Origin of the sequence: Hydrogenophaga sp. BPS33 (assembly GCF_009859475.1) — a bacterium.
Lineage (GTDB): Bacteria > Pseudomonadota > Gammaproteobacteria > Burkholderiales > Burkholderiaceae_C > Hydrogenophaga.
Map to the genome: position 1 here is coordinate 4555511 of NZ_CP044549.1, position 17097 is coordinate 4572607.

The 17097-nt window shown below is 61.8% G+C and carries 8 protein-coding genes; 2 read left to right on the forward strand and 6 right to left on the reverse strand.

The window, feature by feature from the left end; genetic code table 11:
* Positions 1–90 precede the first annotated feature (90 nt).
* The 3 genes from F9K07_RS21015 to F9K07_RS21025 all read right to left on the reverse strand — a co-directional run bounded on the left by F9K07_RS21015 (position 91) and on the right by F9K07_RS21025 (position 6804).
* A complete protein-coding gene (locus tag F9K07_RS21015) occupies positions 91–4761 on the reverse strand; it encodes a beta strand repeat-containing protein (protein ID WP_159595275.1) in 4671 nt (1556 codons plus the stop codon).
* Between the two features lie 87 nt (positions 4762–4848).
* Positions 4849–6216 (reverse strand): CsgG/HfaB family protein, encoded by a 1368-nt coding sequence (locus F9K07_RS21020; RefSeq protein ID WP_159595276.1) that lies wholly within the window; start codon positions 6214–6216, stop codon positions 4849–4851.
* Positions 6217–6231: 15 nt separating this feature from the next.
* Positions 6232–6804, reverse strand: coding sequence for a hypothetical protein (locus F9K07_RS21025; RefSeq protein ID WP_236581407.1), 573 nt, complete (start codon positions 6802–6804; stop codon positions 6232–6234).
* Positions 6805–7994: 1190 nt separating this feature from the next.
* On the opposite strand from F9K07_RS21025, the gene F9K07_RS21030 reads away from it, so the two are divergent.
* The gene (locus tag F9K07_RS21030; protein ID WP_236581408.1) at positions 7995–9197 is read left to right on the forward strand and encodes a hypothetical protein; all 1203 of its coding nucleotides are present in this window, start codon (positions 7995–7997) and stop codon (positions 9195–9197) included.
* Between the two features lie 136 nt (positions 9198–9333).
* Here the strand turns inward: F9K07_RS21030 and F9K07_RS21035 are convergent.
* A protein-coding gene (locus F9K07_RS21035) for an IS3 family transposase (protein ID WP_201451459.1) occupies positions 9334–10469 on the reverse strand; the annotation gives its coding sequence in 2 pieces (ribosomal slippage) (positions 9334–10217 and positions 10217–10469; 1137 coding nt in all).
* A 130-nt stretch (positions 10470–10599) separates the two neighbouring features.
* Here F9K07_RS21035 and F9K07_RS21045 point away from each other — a divergent pair.
* Positions 10600–11649, forward strand: coding sequence for an NAD-dependent epimerase/dehydratase family protein (locus F9K07_RS21045; RefSeq protein ID WP_159595279.1), 1050 nt, complete (start codon positions 10600–10602; stop codon positions 11647–11649).
* 285 nt (positions 11650–11934) lie between these two features.
* Here the strand turns inward: F9K07_RS21045 and F9K07_RS21050 are convergent, their stop codons facing one another.
* Entirely contained in the window at positions 11935–12774 is an 840-nt protein-coding gene (locus F9K07_RS21050; protein ID WP_159595280.1) for a response regulator, read from the reverse strand.
* Positions 12774–16847, reverse strand: a complete 4074-nt coding sequence (locus F9K07_RS21055) for a PAS domain-containing protein (protein ID WP_159595281.1) — start codon at positions 16845–16847, stop codon at positions 12774–12776. The genes F9K07_RS21050 and F9K07_RS21055 overlap by 1 nt, the downstream gene beginning before the upstream one ends.
* Positions 16848–17097: the final 250 nt, after the last annotated feature.

Below are 17097 nucleotides of genomic sequence, written 5' to 3' on the forward strand. Positions count from 1 at the left end.
TAACTGCTCTGAAAAAAGACCCGCACGGCAAAAAGAAGTACGGGCCGAAAACCCAGGCGGGCGGGAAGCCTGCCTGGGCCAGGGGGTTGCTCAGCGAGGCGCGGCCATGATCGAAGAGGCCACCGAGTTGCCGACGGCTGAGGCCGATATCTGGTTGCCGCTCACGTTCACCGTGCTGCCCGACATCGCGCCGGAAATGCCGGCACCGAAGTTCACGCTGGTGACCGTGGCGGTGATCGCGCCGCTGTTGCGCTGGTAGTTGGCCACCGCCGAGGTTGGGGTGCCGGTGTTCAGCGCGTTGAGCGTCAACTGGTTGACCGCGCTGTTGCCGTAGGCTTGCGCTGCCACCTGGTTGCCCGTCACGGCCATGTTGCTGGCAGTAGAACCACCCGCGTTCAGGGCGACCTGGTAGCTCACCGCCGTGCTAGATGCCGAAACCGCGCCGGTGTTGTGCTGGCTGTTCAGGATGCCGGCGTTGGCGTTGACGGCGAAGCCCGTGAGAGCATCACCCGCGTTGACCAAACCACCCGTTGCCGGACCATAGTTGGCGCCGGCCAGCGAGTTCAGCACGTTGCTCGCGCTGTTGCCGCGGGCCAGTGCCGTCGTGCTGTTGCCGTCCAGCGCCACACTGCTGTTGTTGAGCGCGCTCGATGCCAGCGGTGCCAGCGATACACGGGCGGCGCTGGTGGCGCTAGCCGTCACATTGGCACTGCTGTCCTGCATGTTGCGCAACGCCACGCTGGCCGCCTGGCTGGCCGTGCCGGTGACCGACGCCGAATTGAGCGCCTGGTTGGCGGTCGCTTCGGCAGCCGTGGTGTTGCCCAGGATGGACAGCGTGCTGCGAACCGCGCTGCCGGTCTCGCTGACCATTGCTTCCTGGTTATTCAGCGTGGTGGTGGCAGTGCTGGTGACCGCGCTGCTGGCTGCCTGCTGGTTGGCCAGCACGTGTTCGGCCGTCAGTGTGTCGTCGAAGGTCCCGCCGACGCTGATGTCTGCGGCCTGGCCGGTTCCGACCTGGCTGCCCTTGACGGTCACGGTGTTCGTGGCGTCGTTCATCACGGCCAGTGCGATGTTGCTGTTGTTGGACAGCAGCACGCTGGTGTCGGTGACCGCGCCCGGGGCGAACAGGTTGAGGCTGGACGCCGCGCTGACCGCCGAGGAGCTCATCTGTGCGGATTGCAGCGCAGACACCGCCGTCACGCCCGTGCCGTCCAACACCAGGCTGCTGGTCCCGGTGTTGGCCCTGGCCTCAGCCATCTGTGTGTTGCCCGACACACTCAACGAGGAACCGCTGATGGCCGCGCCCGGCTGGGCGTCGATGAAGAAGCTGCCGTAGACGTTGCTTTCAATGGCGGCTCCGGCGGCCTGCTGCAGGTTGGCCAGCGAGTGGTCGGCCACCGTCTCCAGTCCCTCACCCGTGAAGGATGCACCAGCGCTCGCCACGGTGCTGCTGCTGCCGGAAGCGATTGCGTTGCCCTTGACTTCCGTGCGGTTGGACGCCACGTTGCCGCGGGCCAGACCGTAGGTGGTGTTGCCGCTGACGGACAGCGCGGACTCGGTGACCATGCCGCCGACAGCCATGTTCACGCCGCCGAGATGGGGCGTGCCGTCGATGGGCGATGCGACTCCTGACCCGGGCAACGTGCCACCATTCATGAAGTCAAGGTATTCCTGACCAGACATGGCGTAGCCAACTGCGCTCTTTTCGACCGAATCTGCACCAGCGGAAGTCCAGCCATCTCCCAGCAAATAAGCGCGTTCCGCAGCACTCAGCGCTGTCGTGTCAACGGTCAGCGTGCCAGCTGTAAGCTGACCCGCACCGTCGCCCAGATCTTGGTGACCAAGACCACTGCCCGTGATGACGAAGTCGAATGGACCGCCAGCCGAAGCGGCAAGACCCGCCTGTCCGACGAGCGCATTCACGCCTGCGGTAGTCATCTGCACGTTCTGTTGCGCACTGCTGCTGGCCAGTTGGCCGGAGGCATTGATGGCGAGCGCGTTGGAGGCGTTGTTGCTGGTGGCGGCGGCCCTGGCGGTATTGCCGTCAGCGACCACACTGGAGCGCATCACGTCGCCGACGATGCCGACGCGCACGTCGGACGCCAGCGAAGCATTGTCTGCGTCCCGCAAGGTGGCGGTCACGCTGCCTTGGCCGGTCTGCACGTTCTGCAGGCTGAACGACGCAGTGGTGGTCAGTTCGCCGTCCGTGGTGGTCCCGAGCGGCCCTTCAGCCGCTGTTGCGATGTTGGTCGCGCTCACGCCCATTGTGTTGTTCACGCGGCTGCCGGTGGCCTGTGCGTCGATCCGGTTGCCCGAAGCCGACACGCTGGAGGCGGTGTCGACGGAGCCGACGTTGCCGTTCACGGTGGTCAGTGCGACCGCCCCTGTGACGGACTGGGCCGTGATGGCGGCGTCGACCGCTTGCAGACTGGTCAGGTTGGCCACGCTGGAGAAGTCGCCACTGGTCACGTTGGTGGCGTTGAGCGACAGGCCACTCTGACCATAGTTGCCGTAGGCCTCGGTGGACAGGGTGTTGGCATCGTTGAGCGCGGTACTGTTGTCCAGGGAACCGCTCACCGCGATGTGGGCCGACGCATCGTTGCTGGTGGCATGAGAACTCACATCAGAAAGCACCGACTGGTCATTGAGCAAGCCGTAAGCGGCTACAACTTGGCCGTCCAGCGCTTTCACCGCGTTGTTGTCGATGCTGACGGTGGATGCCACGCCCAGAGTGCCAGGTGCAGCCACCGTGGTGCCCGAAACCACCATGGCATTGTTGCCCAGGTTCCCATAACCAATGGCTTCCTGCAGGTTGTCGGTCACGGCCAGCGTGCTGCCCGACACGCCACCGCCTTCGATGAAAGCGCGGGCGCCAACGAGCGAAGCGGAGACAGCGGAATTGGGAAGGTCGTCTTCTGGATCAACCCGTTGCTGGTTCAGGATGCCAGCGCCGCTGCCCACCGTGGTGCCAGTGAGCGTGAGCTTGTTCGAAGCGTTGTTGGACAGTGCCACGGCGTCCTGGATGTTGCCGGTGACCGACAGCGTCGTGCCGGTGACGGCCACGGCGCTTTGGCCGATCAACGATCCGGCGTTCAGGGAGGTCACAGGTGCGCCGGTGTTGACCTGGCGGTTGCTGACCGTGGCAGCGCCGGTGGCTTCCAACAGCTCGTCGAGGCTGCTGAGGCTGACCGTCTCACCCAGCGCAAGCGTGGTGGCATTGAGCGACAGGCTCTGGCCCACCTCGTTGCCGCGCGCGCTGGCGCTGCTCTTGTTGTCGGCCACCGCGACGCTGCTGTTCTGCACGGCGCCTGCCGTGGCTTCGATACTGGAGCCGAGGTTGCTGGCCGTGACAGACACGTTGGTGTTGTCTTGCTGGTTGGCCAGCGCCGTGCTACCGGAGAAGGACGCGGCATTGGCGCCGCTGCTCAGGGCGCTGCGGGCGGCGTTGCCGGTGGCGCTGGAGCCGATGCTGTTGGTCGACAGGGCGACCGCACCGTTCACCAGGGTTTCCACCGCGGCGGCCACAACACCATTGCTGGTGACGGCGTCCACGTCCGACCCCAACAGGCTGGTATTGGTCTGCAGGTTGGAGATCACCAGGTCGGCATTGACCGCCGTGCCGTCTGCATAGCCGTTGAGGGTGGCGCCAGAGGGCACGATGCTGCCGCTAGGACCCGCAAACGACAGGCCGTCGGCCAGCAGGATGCGGTTGCCCACCGGCGACGTGCCGCTGCCCAACGCTTCGTTGCCCATAGCGGCGCTGCTGATGCTGTTGCCCGACACGGCCAGCGAGCCGCCCAATGCGCTGGTGCCCTCAAAGCCTGTCACGGTGGCTTGGACGCTGCCGTTGATGTTGTTGGCCGCTGCGGAGGCGTTCGTGCCGAGCTGGGTGTTGCTGACCACGGCCGAGCCGGTGAAGGTGGGAGCACCTTCGACCGCCTGAATGTCGATGGTATTGGCGCTGCTGTTGCCCTTCATGCTGGCGACGATCTTGTTGCCGGTGACCGCTGCGCCGGCTTCGAGGGCGTCGGCCAGGAGGTCTGCGCTCAAGGTCAGTGCGACGGCATTGTCAGCAGCGCTTGCGCTGGAGGTCACTCCACTGGTTTGCTGCGCCGTGGTCACGACGATGCTGCCCGCCGATGTGGATTCCATCGGGCCAAAGGTCGAGCTCACACTCGTGGAGCCCGGGGTGACGGAGGTGTAGCCGACCGGCACGGCACCAGCAATGGAAGAGGTGCCCTGGTTGACGACGGTGCTGGCGGAAATGGTGTTGTCCTTGTTGACCGCACTGCCACTTTCAAAGCCGGTCAGGACGATGGACAGGCCGTTGTCATCCACCAGGCTGCTCACGACACCCGTATTGGTCGAGTACAGCAGCGAAGCGAGGCCCGTATTGCCACCGGCGGTGTCGCTGATCAGGGAAAGGTCGATCGACGTGTCGACAGGCTCGGCAAGGTTGCCAACGGCGCTGGCGCCCATGGCGTTGCCCGTGAGGAAGGTCGAATTGGCGGTCTGGGCGCCATTGGCGCCGATGTTGCCCTGGCCGTTCTGCAGCGTGGCATTGATCAAACCGGAGTTGTTCAACAGCAGGTTTTGGGTCTGGTGACCATTGGCGACCGCGGTGATACCGTCAAAGACGAAGCTGGTGTCGGCGGCGTGGGCGCCGCTGGCGATCAGGGTGGCAACAACGGCCACGCCGATGCTGCTGAGGGCCGGCTTGCGGCCGATGTGGTTGCGGTTGCGGTATTGACTGTTTTTCATAAAAACTCCTCAGGCTATAGGTGCCAGTGACGGCGATAAATGACTTAAAACAACGAACGAAAAAACGGAAAACGCGCGAAATCCAGGTCAGCCGCCGATGCGCAGCTTGGCGATCTCCTGAAGGCCGGGACCGTCCCGGTGGATGGAACTGTCGGCCGCATCGGGCCGCCAGATCACATTGACAGCAGCCGGCGCAACGCCCCGGTTGGCAAGTGCAGATGTGAATGCGGCAACGCGTTGGTTGATCAGGTCGTCGCGCTTGCCGGCATCCCAGTTCTCGCTGTCGCGCGCCACCAGCATCACGTCGACGGAGCCTTGCTTGGCAGCCGCCGCGATCTGGTCCACGAGCGCCATCGTCGACCCGCCCAGTTGCGTCGCCCCGAATTCGAACGGCAGCTGCACGACGCTGCCGGTGGGCGCCGCGCCGGTCTGGCTCGACGCATTGACCGCCGTGCCCCGCTGGCCGGTTTGCACCGGCTCACCGGTCACATCGACCAGGGGGTTCTCCACCTTGCGCAGCATGGCGGCTGGCGTGGTCTGGATGCTTTTTCCCGCGCCGGGCAGCAACGGCAGGCAGGGCGCGTGGTCGACCTGGGTGACCGCACCAACCAGACGCACCACGCCCTCTTCGAGCGCCGCGCGCACGCCGAGCTGCACTGGCTCCTGGCCCTTCGCGCCAAAGTCGATGTCGAACAGGTTGCTGTTGAAGAAGCGGAACACATTGAGGCCCACTTCGTAGCCGGTGAACTGCTTGGTCAGGCTGATGGTGCGCACGACCATCAGGGTCTTGGTGTCGACGATGCGCAGATCTACACCCACCGACTGGCTGAAGGTGCGGGCCTTGACCGAGACCTGGTCGACGCCGATTTCACCGCCGCCCGAGTTGATGTTGTAGTTCAGCTCGGTGATGCCGCCGACGATGAAGTAGTCGGACTTGTTGATGGTGCCGCCGAAATACGGCATCCAGGGCACGTTCTGGCCGGCACCGCCATTGGCACCCGCGAGCACATGGTTGCGGCCGTCGCCGAGTTGTCGGCGGTCGGCGTAGCCCAGCTCGCGCTCCGCAATCATGGGATCGAAGCGTTCGGCGATGCGCACTGCGCCGCTGAGCTTGCCGAGCGCCGAATACACCATGAGCGCGCCGCCCTGAGTGATGGCGTTGCCCTCGTTAATGTTGTATTTGCCGGTGTAGTCCTTGACATCGCCGACAGCCACCACCACGGGCGTGCGTCCGGTGGCCGCCACACGGTCGGCAAAGCAGGCCATCAAGGGCTCCATCGGCGTGATGTTGTCGCGCACGGAAGGCCCGAGGACGGTCGGCATCTCACCGGGTGCCATGCGCTGCATGGACGGGGTGGCGCAACCGGCGAGCAGCGCGGCGGCCGAGGCGGCCAGCACCAGCCGCAGTCCGGGCGTGGCGAGGGCAGCAGCAAAAGAATTCGGTTTGGTGATCATGTCTGTGTCCGCCGCTCAGTTCAGTACGCCGAACGAGCAACCGGTGCTGCCGGCCAGGCTGGCGCTTTGGGTTCCGCTGTTGCCTTGCTGGTTGTTCAGCGCCTGGTCGGCGGAACCCCTCACTTCGGTCGTGGTGTTGCCGTTGACATTGGAGCCGACGCTGCCGCTGTTGCCCTGGTCGCTGTTCGAGGTGCCGCCCGCGGCACCACCCGAGTTGTTGTTGGCGTTTCCGGTAGCGTCTGAGGTGGCGCCGCTGTTGGAGGGCGACAGGGCGGCGGCGCCCTGGCTGCTCTCATTGCCCACGGCGCTGGCGGTCTGGTTGCAGTTGATCTGCCGAGCGATGTTGGTCGTGTAGACCGGCGCCGTGTAGTAACCCATGTTCCGCTTCTGGATCATGTCTTGGATCACGGCCTGGTTGACCTTGTCGGCACTGCTCTGGAACTGCCAGGCGGCGTTTTCCCCCGGGCCGTTGGCCAGCGCGAAAGGGACGGCGATGACAGCGAGCACGACAGCCAGCAGGCCATTTCGGCAGGCAGCGCACCGCAGGGCTGCGAGGCGCGAAGGAGCAGGAAATAGTTGGGTTTTCATGAAGAAATGAATCCTGGGTTGGGAAGGCCCTGACGGCGTTGGGTCGGGGCGGGCCACGGCTTGAAACTGGAACAAATGGCGTCTGGGCTTGGCTGGAGATGTTTTCATCTCGGGTAGCCGTCACATTGAGCTCAATTCGAATACTAGCGGTTTTAATGATAAAAACGATATTCAAATGATAGAAATGAGATTTTACGGGCCTGCGCGTAAAAAAAGCCACACGCTGAGCGTGTGGCTTTGAGTTCAACGGGGGGAGGCGAGCCGTTGAAGCCGTCGTGAATGAGCACGGGCCTTCAGGCCTGTGCGGGGTCGGGCATGACCGTCCAGCAGTGTGAATCCCCGCCCTTTAGGGCGGGGAGGATGTCAACCGTATCGCGCACCTTCCAGCTCACGATCCTGCGGCTGTACAGGTCCAGGCAGGTGGCGATGGAGTCAGCGGTCGAGTGCTGTGCCGGCAGATAAGTCACCCCGGCCCCCATCTGCAAGGGCGCGGCTGCAATGTGCATGGTGGGCGGGCGCACGGCTCTGGGTGCCTTGACGCCAATCCCTCTTAAGCAGGTCCAGCATCCTTGCTGTAGTTAAACGCACTTCAAAATGCTATTGTACTTTTAATGATATTTTTCACATTCAATATGGTATTGTCAGTGTATAACCGAGACATCGACCACGATCTTCTTTGTCGCCACTCGAGCGGACAGGATGAGGGCAGGGGTGGATTGCAGCTTGGTGGGTCAACTCGTCCCACAAGCCAGAACTGCTAAGGCGGAGGCTCTGCCCTCCCAAGTCACCCCAAAGCCCCCTGTTGTCCCCAGCGACAGAGGAGCACGGGCGATGCGTTTGGCCTTCAACGTGGCCTTCCACATACACCTTCAAAGGAGTTCAAGGTGAGTTTTCAGTATTCAAAATTGACAAAACTACTCGCAGGAGCTGCGACAGCGCTGGTAGTAGCAGGTTGCGGCGGTAGCGGAAGTGGTGGTTTTGCAGAGACCCCGCCTTCCCCTGCCGGCGACAAAGTGAGCGGCCTCGCAGCTGTAGGGGCACCCGTTGCCGGTGCACAGGTCATCTTGCGCTGCGCAAACGACGTTACCGGTCAAACGACGACGGATAGCGAAGGCCGGTGGACACTTGAACTCAGCAATCCACAGTACCCGTGCTTGGCAACGCTCTCGAATAGCACGTCGCACCCTGGTGTGACGCTGCGTTCAATCGCGCAGTCGACCGGACATGTGAATATCACGCCTCTGACAGAACTTGTCCTGGCCCGCGCTGCGAAGCAGGCATCTTCATCACTGGATGACGTCGACGGCCTTGCCCTTTTGGAACTGGCTTCTTTCCTAGAGGTAGCTCAGTCAGAAGTGATCACCATCTTGGTTGCCCAAGGTTTCCCTGCCAGCGACCTTGCCGTATTCACGGGACAATTCCAGGCGACCAAGGGCGATAGCTACGACGATTTGCTTGAGCACATTGCGCTGTCGCTGGCCGACGACGGAAAAACACTTGATGACCTCATCGAAGTGATTTCTGAGGCGGATCCAGAAGACGTTCCACCATTGCCCAACACCGCAATCCTGAGTGCTGCAGCCGTGGGCACCATGCCTCAAATCAACAAGGCGTCTTTGAGCATCGAAGAGGGTCTCTTGAAGATGTCTCTTGAGGCAGGTTCGAACACGGTTGGCGGGTTCGTCGGCGGCGGAGCCGGAAACAAAGCTGTTCTTCAGTTGGCAGGCTTGAACGGCATGAAGTTGCGCGACTTCCACTCGATGACCGTCGAGCTTCAGGGCGATGAAGCAGGCGTCACGTCTCAACCAGTTTCACCGTATGTAGCCATCAATCTGACGATCGACCCGCAGTGCAGCGCAGACCCTATCCCTAGCGATGCGACGCTGAATCAACTGCGCGAGCGTCGCCGGATTTTGAGCTTTGACCCCTACTACCACTTCATCCAGCCCGCACCTCACCTCTCCAGCGAAGAGCTTAGGGTGATGACCGTCACTCCGGCCACGCCAGGATGGCGCCCTTCGGCAGGGACCGCCATTCTCGGCAAGAGCCAACCGGACTTCAATCCGAATAACCACGCGGGAAGGCTTGAAGAGTTTGACTTCGAGTCGTACCCAGAGGCCTGCATTGTTGACGGTGCGACGGGCGACGCGGGCATGTACCGCGACGTGACGGACGAGACCTGCGCAACAAGCAATGCACTTGACGGGACCGCGTCGGCTCGATGTGGTCTTCCATACAGCGGAGCGCTCCTCTTCCTGGGCAGCAGCTCAGCCACGCAAGTGTCGAACTGGCTTGTGAAAGAGATCAAGGTCTTCCGCAAAGAGAACGTCAACGGTGGCGGTACGCCGGACGACTCCGTGGAGCAAGCCATTCGGACCTATCGCTTCCAGTGATGGAGCCGTTGAGGGGGCGCATGTGCGCCCCCTCATCTCTCACACCCCCTTGAGGACCGGCGACCGAACACACCCTGTGAGGGCGATTGCCAACGGCTCCGTGGACTGCCCCCGGTCTAGTAGACAAACCGTCGCCTCAAGCCGAAGCGCGTTCAAACGCTTCGGGACTGACGCCGCCCAGGTGGCTGTGGCGGCGGGTTCGGTTGTAGAACGCTTCGATGTAGTCGAAGACATCGGAGCGTGCCAGGTCCCTGGTCTTGTAAATGCGCTTCTGGATGCGCTCTTTCTTCAGGCTGCTGAAGAAGGACTCGGCAACGGCATTGTCCCAGCAGTTCCCCCGTCTGCTCATGCTCGGCTCGAGGTCGTGGGCTGAACAAAACCGCTTGAAGTCGTCACTTCCGTACTGGCTGCCCTGGTCGCTGTGCACAATGACCCGCTGTTGGGGCTTTCGACGCCACACGGCCATCAGCACAGCGTCCAACGCGAGCTCTCTGCTCAACGAGGGCTTCATGGACCAGCCCACTACCTTGCGGGCGTAGAGGTCCAAGACCACCGCCAGATACAGCCAGCCTTGCCAGGTCCGGATGTAGGTGATGTCGGTGACCCAGACCTTGTTGGGCGCGTCCACCGTGAATTCGCGTTGCAGGTGGTTTGGCGCAATGAGGGAGGGTCTTCCTGCAATCGATCGAGGCTTCTTGTAGCCACGCACAGCCTTGATCTTGTGGCGCTGCATGAGGCGCTCCACACGATGCAGGCCGCAGGTTTCACCCGCCTCGCGAAGATCTGCAAACACCCGCCGAGCACCATAGACGCCGTGACTTGCTGCGTATGAATTTCGAATCATTTCAAGCAGCCGAGCGTCGTCTTTGGCCCGCTCGGACTGCGGGCATTGCAGCCATGCATAGAAGCCTGCGCGCGCCACCTGCAGCACCCTGCACATCAGGCTCAGGGCAAATTCATGACGATGTTCGATCATGAAGCGGTACTTCACTCGGGCTCCCTGGCAAAGTACCGCGCGGCTTTTTTTAGTAGGTCGCGCTCCTCTTCAATGCGGCGCATCTGGGCACGCAGCCGAAGAATTTCGCTCTTGGCCTCCAGCAACTCCTTGGATTGCTGCTCGGACTTGTCTGGCGCAACGGCCTTGACCCACTTGTACAGACTGTGTGCTGACACGCCTAAACGGGCGGCCACATCGGGCACGGTGTAACCGCGTTCGACGACCTGTTTGACTGCCTCTTCCTTGAATTCTGGTGAAAACCTTTGGGTGCTCATCGCACTTCCTCCTATGCTCAAAGGATAGGCGGGGTTTGTCTACCGGACCAGGGGCAGTCCACCGACCTCCAACAACCGTGTGAACGGTTCAAGGCACCTTCAGGCTAAGCACCCCCAGGCGGAAGATGAGATGACCTACAAGACTGATCGCATATTCGTCGCGAATCATCAATCGGTAGTCGGCTCCGCAATCGTTCGACGTCTGACGCAACTGGGACACCGCAGCACCCACATTGTGTCCTGTCCGCCTGGGCAAGTCTGTTGGCAGAACTACTCGTCCATTCGAGCATTCTTCGCCAAGGAGAGGCCAGACCAAGTCTATCTCTGGGCGATGAGCGATCTTCTTGCCGCATCAGCACCTGGGACATACGCCGCCCCACGTAGTGAGGGCATCGCACAAGAGCCAGTCGGCACCGCTCATATTGTCGAAGCGGCCTTCCGCTCAGGCATCAAAAGGCTCATCAATGTCGCCACCCATGCGGAGTTGGGTGAGGCCGGTGGCAACAGACTCGGCGCACTCCAGGTCGAGAATGACGTTGATACCCGATCTTCTTTGCTCGACGGCATGTTGCTGTGCCAAGAGTTGACCATAGCCTACGGTGCGACCCAAGGCGTCGACTATCGTGCCGTGCAGGTATGTGAATCCTATGGACCGGGTTGGCCTGCTTCCAAAGACTGGTTGCACAGTCCGGGTGACCCCTCAAACCGCATCATTGCAGAACCACTTCATGCCTTCGAGCGAGCGATGGAGACAGCAAGCGGGCGAGCAAGCCTGTCCATAGCCAAATCGGAGCTCTTTGACCTGATGTATAGCGACGATGTCGCCGATGCGGTGATCTTTCTGAAGGAGCTTGCGCTTCCCAAGTATCTCTCAGGCCTCGGGGCAGAAGGTTCCCACATCTTTGTGAACTCGAGTGCGCGCATCAACGGTGAGCATCTCGCGCAGGCTCTTTCAACTGCATTAGGGTTCCGGGGACAAGTTGAATTTGAATCCGATCCTCGCGCGCTACGTGGCCTCTCCACTCAGATCCCATGGCCAAACGCTCGCGACTTTGGCTGGAGCCCCTCCATCGACGTCAATACAGGACTGGAGCTTACGGCGCTGGCCTACCGCATCTCCCAAGTCGCACGACGCAAAAGAATCACCGCGCCCCTGGCGCTACGCAGTATCCGGTGTTAGCTAACCGCGCACGGCACGAAAGTGATATTCGATCGTATGAATATGGCAATTTTGTCAAAGAATATGGCATTTATCATTTTTGAGCTACCATTGCCTCGGCTGGTCGCTTAGCGGTCACCAGCCATCCTCCCCTCCTTGTGTTGCAAAGACACAGGTTCAGCTCGCGCCTCGCGAGCTTTTTTTTGCCCTCATTGGGAACTAGGCGGTTGAGACGCGTTTACCGATATTCGACTGGAGCCCCTTCGCTCATATGCGCGGCGCACCTCTAACACCCGACAGGGAGCTTCAAAACGAACGACCCGACAGCCGGGTAGTCGCATGGCCAAGTGCTTTTTCGATGAGCGCCACGCGATGGTGCACCTCGGCTCTTCCGCAGGCCAGGTCGCCTAAAAGACCGTCACAGCAGGCAGCCAGCGACACGGCGCCGATGGTTTGCGCGGACGACTGGAGACGGCGCGTCAATTCAGCTAGGGACGCACAGTCGCCGCGGTTGGCCGCGCGGCGCATGTCTTCCATGGAGCTGTAGGCGGAGGTCACGAACATGTTGCGAAAGTCAGCCCGCAGTGTGGCGTCATCACCCGCCAATTGTTCAAGCGCCAGATCGTCATATACATAGTCCAACTCGACGTCCCTGCTAAGCGGATTCTCCAGGTCCTTTGGATCACTCGGCGCGGTGGCTGATGCCTCGTCGGACGGAAACCAGCGCTCGATCATGTCGCCCAGCTGTTCGGTCCGTACCGGTTTGGTCAGGAAGTCGTCCATACCGGCAAAGCGATAGCGGTCGATGTCGCCGCGCAGAGCGCTTCCCGACAACGCCACGATCGGGATACGCGCACCGGCCAGTTCCTCGCTGCGGATAGTGGAAGCCAAGGTGTAGCCATCCATGCCCGGCATGCGCAGGTCGGTGAGTAGCAAGACATACCGCTGAGTGGCCTGCCCAGCGCGCCAGAGGGCCAACGCCTCGAGTCCGTCGCTAGCCATGTCCACCGACACGCCCAGAGTGCTCAGTTGGTGACCAATGACTTTCTGGTTGATGGCATCGTCTTCGGCCAGCAGCACCCGGCCGTTGTGCTGGCGCTTCTGTTCGTCGGCCCGATGCCCCTGTCGTGTGCCGTGGTCATTCATCACTGTTCTATACGTCTATCGAGAAAATGGTGAACCGCGTTCAACTCGGCCTCAAAGACTTCTACCAGAGATTCAAGCGTGGCAGCGGGTGTCTTGCTGGCGGCGGCTTCTTCAATGTCGGCGCAGATTTGGCCAAGGCGCACCGCACCGATGGCACGCGCAGCTGATTTCAGCTTGTGAGCGGCATCGGACATCGCCTGGAGCGCACCCCCGGCATGGGCATTTTCCATGGCCCGGGCTGAGTCCACCGTGCCAGTGCGAAACGCCATCAGAACGTCCTGTATCACATTTGGGTCCTCTCCGAGGAGATCGACGAGCATATCGAGGTCGACCGGACTCGGTGCAGTGGATGACAATGGTTCAACCACGGCCACGCTTGGCCGGGTCGGCACCGCCTGCAGCCAAGAAGCGATTGCGGACTTCAGTTGCGCCAGACGCACGGGTTTCGTCAGATAGGTGTCCATGCCGGCCTCGCGGCAGCGCTGCTCCTCGCCGCGCAAGGCGTTGGCGGTCAGAGCAATGATGGGCAGGCGCGATCCCACCTCTTCTTCAGCACGCACGGCTGCCGCCAGCATGTAGCCGTCCATGGCAGGCATGTGCAGGTCGGTCAACAGCAAAGCATGGCCCCCGCGGCGCCAGCTGGCCAGGGCCTCCAGGCCGTTGTTGACCATCTCGGCGCGGTAGCCAAGCAGCGCGAGTTGCTTTGTGAGCACTTGCTGGTTGACCTTGTTGTCTTCCGCGACAAGGATCAGTGGGCCCGCATCGGTGCCCAGGGCAGACGCCGACACCGCCTTACGTGTCTCGACCGCACCAGGAACGTCCACGTTTTCCCCCAGCCCGGCAGCGAATTCCACAGCGCGCAGGAATGTCGCACAGTCCAGGCCGTCGCCGTCCACGTCCACCTGGTCAGATTGCTGCCGATGGGGCCGGCGTCGCCGGCCGGCCTGCACTACGACGAAGGCCAACACCAGTTCGGTGCGCTCCCGCGCGACAGCACGGCAGGCCGCAAGAACCTCCTCGATGCCCTCCGCCGGGCCTGCGACCACGACGACACAACGACCCGGGGCGGCAGCTTGCAACCATGCCAAGGCCTCGCCCAACGTCGCCGCGCGTTGCACTGCACAGCCTTCGTAGTTGAGGTAGTCAGCCAGGTCGGCGACCACGTCGGCTGCACCCAACATCAGGCAAGGCAGCCCGGACAGCGACTGCGCAACGCAAGTTACGTCGGTCGATTCCTCCACAGGCAGGCGCACCGTGAAGGTCGAGCCCTGGTCGACAGTACTCGTCACCGTGATCTCGCCGCCCATCAATGCCACGAGGCGGTGCGAGATGCTCAGCCCCAGGCCCGTGCCTCCGAAGCGCCGCGTCGTACTGGCATCAGCCTGTGTGAAAGGTAAGAACAGACGGTTCAACGTGTTGGCGTCCATGCCGACACCGTTGTCGGTCACCTGGAGCACCAGTGTGTCCTTGCCAGCTCCATCGACGAGGCGTTCCGCCCGCAAAGACACTAACCCCGATTGTGTCTGGCCACCGCTGAACTTGATCGCGTTGCCCACAAGGTTCATCAGCACCTGACGCAACCGCCCCGCATCCCCGAGCATCCGAGAGGGCAGCCTTGGATCTGCGTACACGCTCAGCGCAACGCCCTGGTTATCGGCCAGTCTACGCAAGACATCACCAACCCCTGCAACCACTGCGGTCACGTCTGTAGGGAGACGATCTATCATGAACTGCCCGGTCTCGATCTTGGAGAAATCGAGTACGTCATCGACGATGGTCAGCAAGGCGAATGCTGACTCTCGCACGGTTTTCACCATGTCACGCTGGTCGCGCCGCAAGGGACTCTCCTCCAGCACCTCGATCATGCCGACGACACCGTTCATCGGAGTGCGAATTTCATGGCTCATCGTCGCCAGGAATGCCGACTTGGCTCGATTGGCCTGCTCCGCGAGTTCACGTGCACGCTCCAGTTCAAGCGTGCGTTGATGCACCCGGTCTTCGAGACCGGCATTGAGCTCGCGCAACGCCTCTTCGCTCCGGCGCCGTTCGCTAATGTCGCGCATGACGAAGACAAAGTGAGACACTCCTTCGCCGCCAGCGGCAACCGGCGTGAGGTCGAGCTCTATCGGGTGCTGTCGGCCGTCCTTGGTGTATTGCACCAGCTCGACGAAAACTGGCACGGAACGTTCAACAGCAGAGCGTACGCGGGCCAGCTCTGCAGCACCCGTTAAAGGCCCGTCTAGCAGCGCGGGTGACTGGCCTATCACTTCATCCCGCTCGTAGCCGCTCAGGCGCACGAAGGCATCGTTGACGAACACGATGCGAAGGCCATGCGGCAACTCAGCTGCCGGCTCGGTAATGACAACGACGTCGTTCAATTGCGCCACGCTGGCCTCGAGCAACTTCAGTTGCAAACGCACCGCCCGAGCTTCGGTAACGTCGCGAAAATACACAGCGAGGCCGTCATCCACTGGATGACAGTCAACGCCGAACCACCGCTGCCAAGGCGCGAAAAAAGCTTCGCGCCCGATGCCCGTCTCGCCATCCATGGCCCGACGGTAAGCGTCTTCGAAGACGGTGCCCACAGCCTCAGGGAAGACCGCCCAGAGGACATGCCCCAGCATGGTGTCCCGCTCGCGCCCCCACAACCGCTCGGCCTCCAGGTTAATGTAGGTAAAGCGCCAGTCGCTGTCGACGGTGAAGAATCCGTCGGTAAGACATTCAAGCGTGTTGCTAAGCCGATCTGCCAACTTCTGAGTCTGCAGCGCCGCCTGCTTCCGCTCGGTTATATCTTGCAGCGCGCCCTGGATGCGCACGATGCTACCTGCTGTGTCGCGCGCGGCTTCTCCGATGAAGCGCACCCAGTGGCGGCGTCCGGTCGCTGATACTTTCTCGGCCTCTAGGTCAAACGGAATGCCTAGCTGGATGCAGCGCTCCAGGGCGTCGCGGACGGCTGTACGGTGCTCGGGGGTGTACGCCGCCAGGATCTGCTCCATCGTGGGCGAGTGGCCTGCCGGTCCGCCGTTCAGACTGGCGATCATGTCAGACCATATTAGGCGCCGCTCGGTCAGGTCGAAGGTCCAGCCGCCGACCTTGGCGCTCCGACTGGCGAGGTCGAGCATCGCCTTGCTGTCGCGCAGCGCCTGCTCGGCGTGCCATTCATCGGTTATGTCGCGGCAGATACCGATGACACCAATCACGCCATCATCGCCGTCGCGATACGGCGTCTGTGTCAAGCGAAAGAGCCGCCGCCCGCTTACTCCCGTTAGCCAGAGCTCAGTGGGGTGACCGGAGCGGGCTTCGTACATGACAGGGTCATGGTCGCGCAGCGATCCGGCCTCATCCGTGTTGTACAGAGCGAGGTCGTCGCAGCCCAGAATCTGTTCCAAAGGGCGCCCCGTGAATTCAGCTAACGCCCTATTGCACAGCAGGTAGCGACCATCAAGGTCCTTGATGTAGACGAGGTCTGCAATGCCATTGACGACCGCCTGCAACAGTTCCGAGCTGCGCTGCATAGCTAGCTCCGCCCGCGCTCTTGCGCTGACGTTGATGTGCATCACCACTGCGCCTGCCTGACGGACCGTCGATAGAGGTGTAGCTTGCATCATGAACCACCGTTGCTCGTGCGGCGAGTCGCATGAGTACTCGATGGAAAAGCTGCTCCGCTCCCCCGTGAGCACGGCCCGCAAGCCAGCAGCTACAGCCCAAGCACCCGCCCCAGTCACATCGCTACCCGGGGCTGGCTCGCATGCCTCTAGGTAGTTTCGGCCGACGCTGTAATCTGCATCGCTCAGACCGTTTTCTTCAGCGAAGTCGCGCCATGCATCATTGACGGTGACAATTACCCCTTCGGGATCAAGCACCGCAATGTGTGCAGGCATCGCGTTAAGCAGCGCAATCTGGTCGCCAACCGCCCACCCCCTAGTGGAACCAGACGGAAAAACTTGATGTTTCTCGTCGCCCTTTTCAGAGGTCAGCATCTTCAGTTCTCGCTCGGCCTCGCGCAGGGTTTCAAGCAGTGCGGCAATGCGTGCTTGGCGTTCCAGTTGTGTGCCTTGTGATTCCGAACTCATAGTTTGCCCTGCCATAGCCTAAAAACTGCGTCTATCCGCTTTCGGCGCACTTGGGCAGTCGTGGCAAGGAGGCGCCCTTTTCAGAATCCGATTTTGCCAGCTCGCTTGCGAAGTCGCGGGTTTGTACTGAATAACACAGCATCTGGTCCTAGATAAATTGCAGTGGCAAAAGCGACTCCTGAGGCCTTGCAACACCACGAAGGAGCGCAACTACTCAACCTTGTCGGCATTTCCTGGCCACTCTCACACC

What these genes read in the sequence shown, in the direction of transcription:
- F9K07_RS21055 (WP_159595281.1), bottom strand. Translation starts at nt 16,847, where the DNA reads ATGAGTTCGGAATCACAAGGCACACAACTGGAACGCCAAGCACGCATT.
- F9K07_RS21020 (WP_159595276.1), bottom strand. Translation starts at nt 6,216, where the DNA reads ATGATCACCAAACCGAATTCTTTTGCTGCTGCCCTCGCCACGCCCGGA.
- F9K07_RS21015 (WP_159595275.1), bottom strand. Translation starts at nt 4,761, where the DNA reads ATGAAAAACAGTCAATACCGCAACCGCAACCACATCGGCCGCAAGCCG.
- F9K07_RS21045 (WP_159595279.1), top strand. Translation starts at nt 10,600, where the DNA reads ATGACCTACAAGACTGATCGCATATTCGTCGCGAATCATCAATCGGTA.
- F9K07_RS21050 (WP_159595280.1), bottom strand. Translation starts at nt 12,774, where the DNA reads ATGAATGACCACGGCACACGACAGGGGCATCGGGCCGACGAACAGAAG.
- F9K07_RS21025 (WP_236581407.1), bottom strand. Translation starts at nt 6,804, where the DNA reads ATGAAAACCCAACTATTTCCTGCTCCTTCGCGCCTCGCAGCCCTGCGG.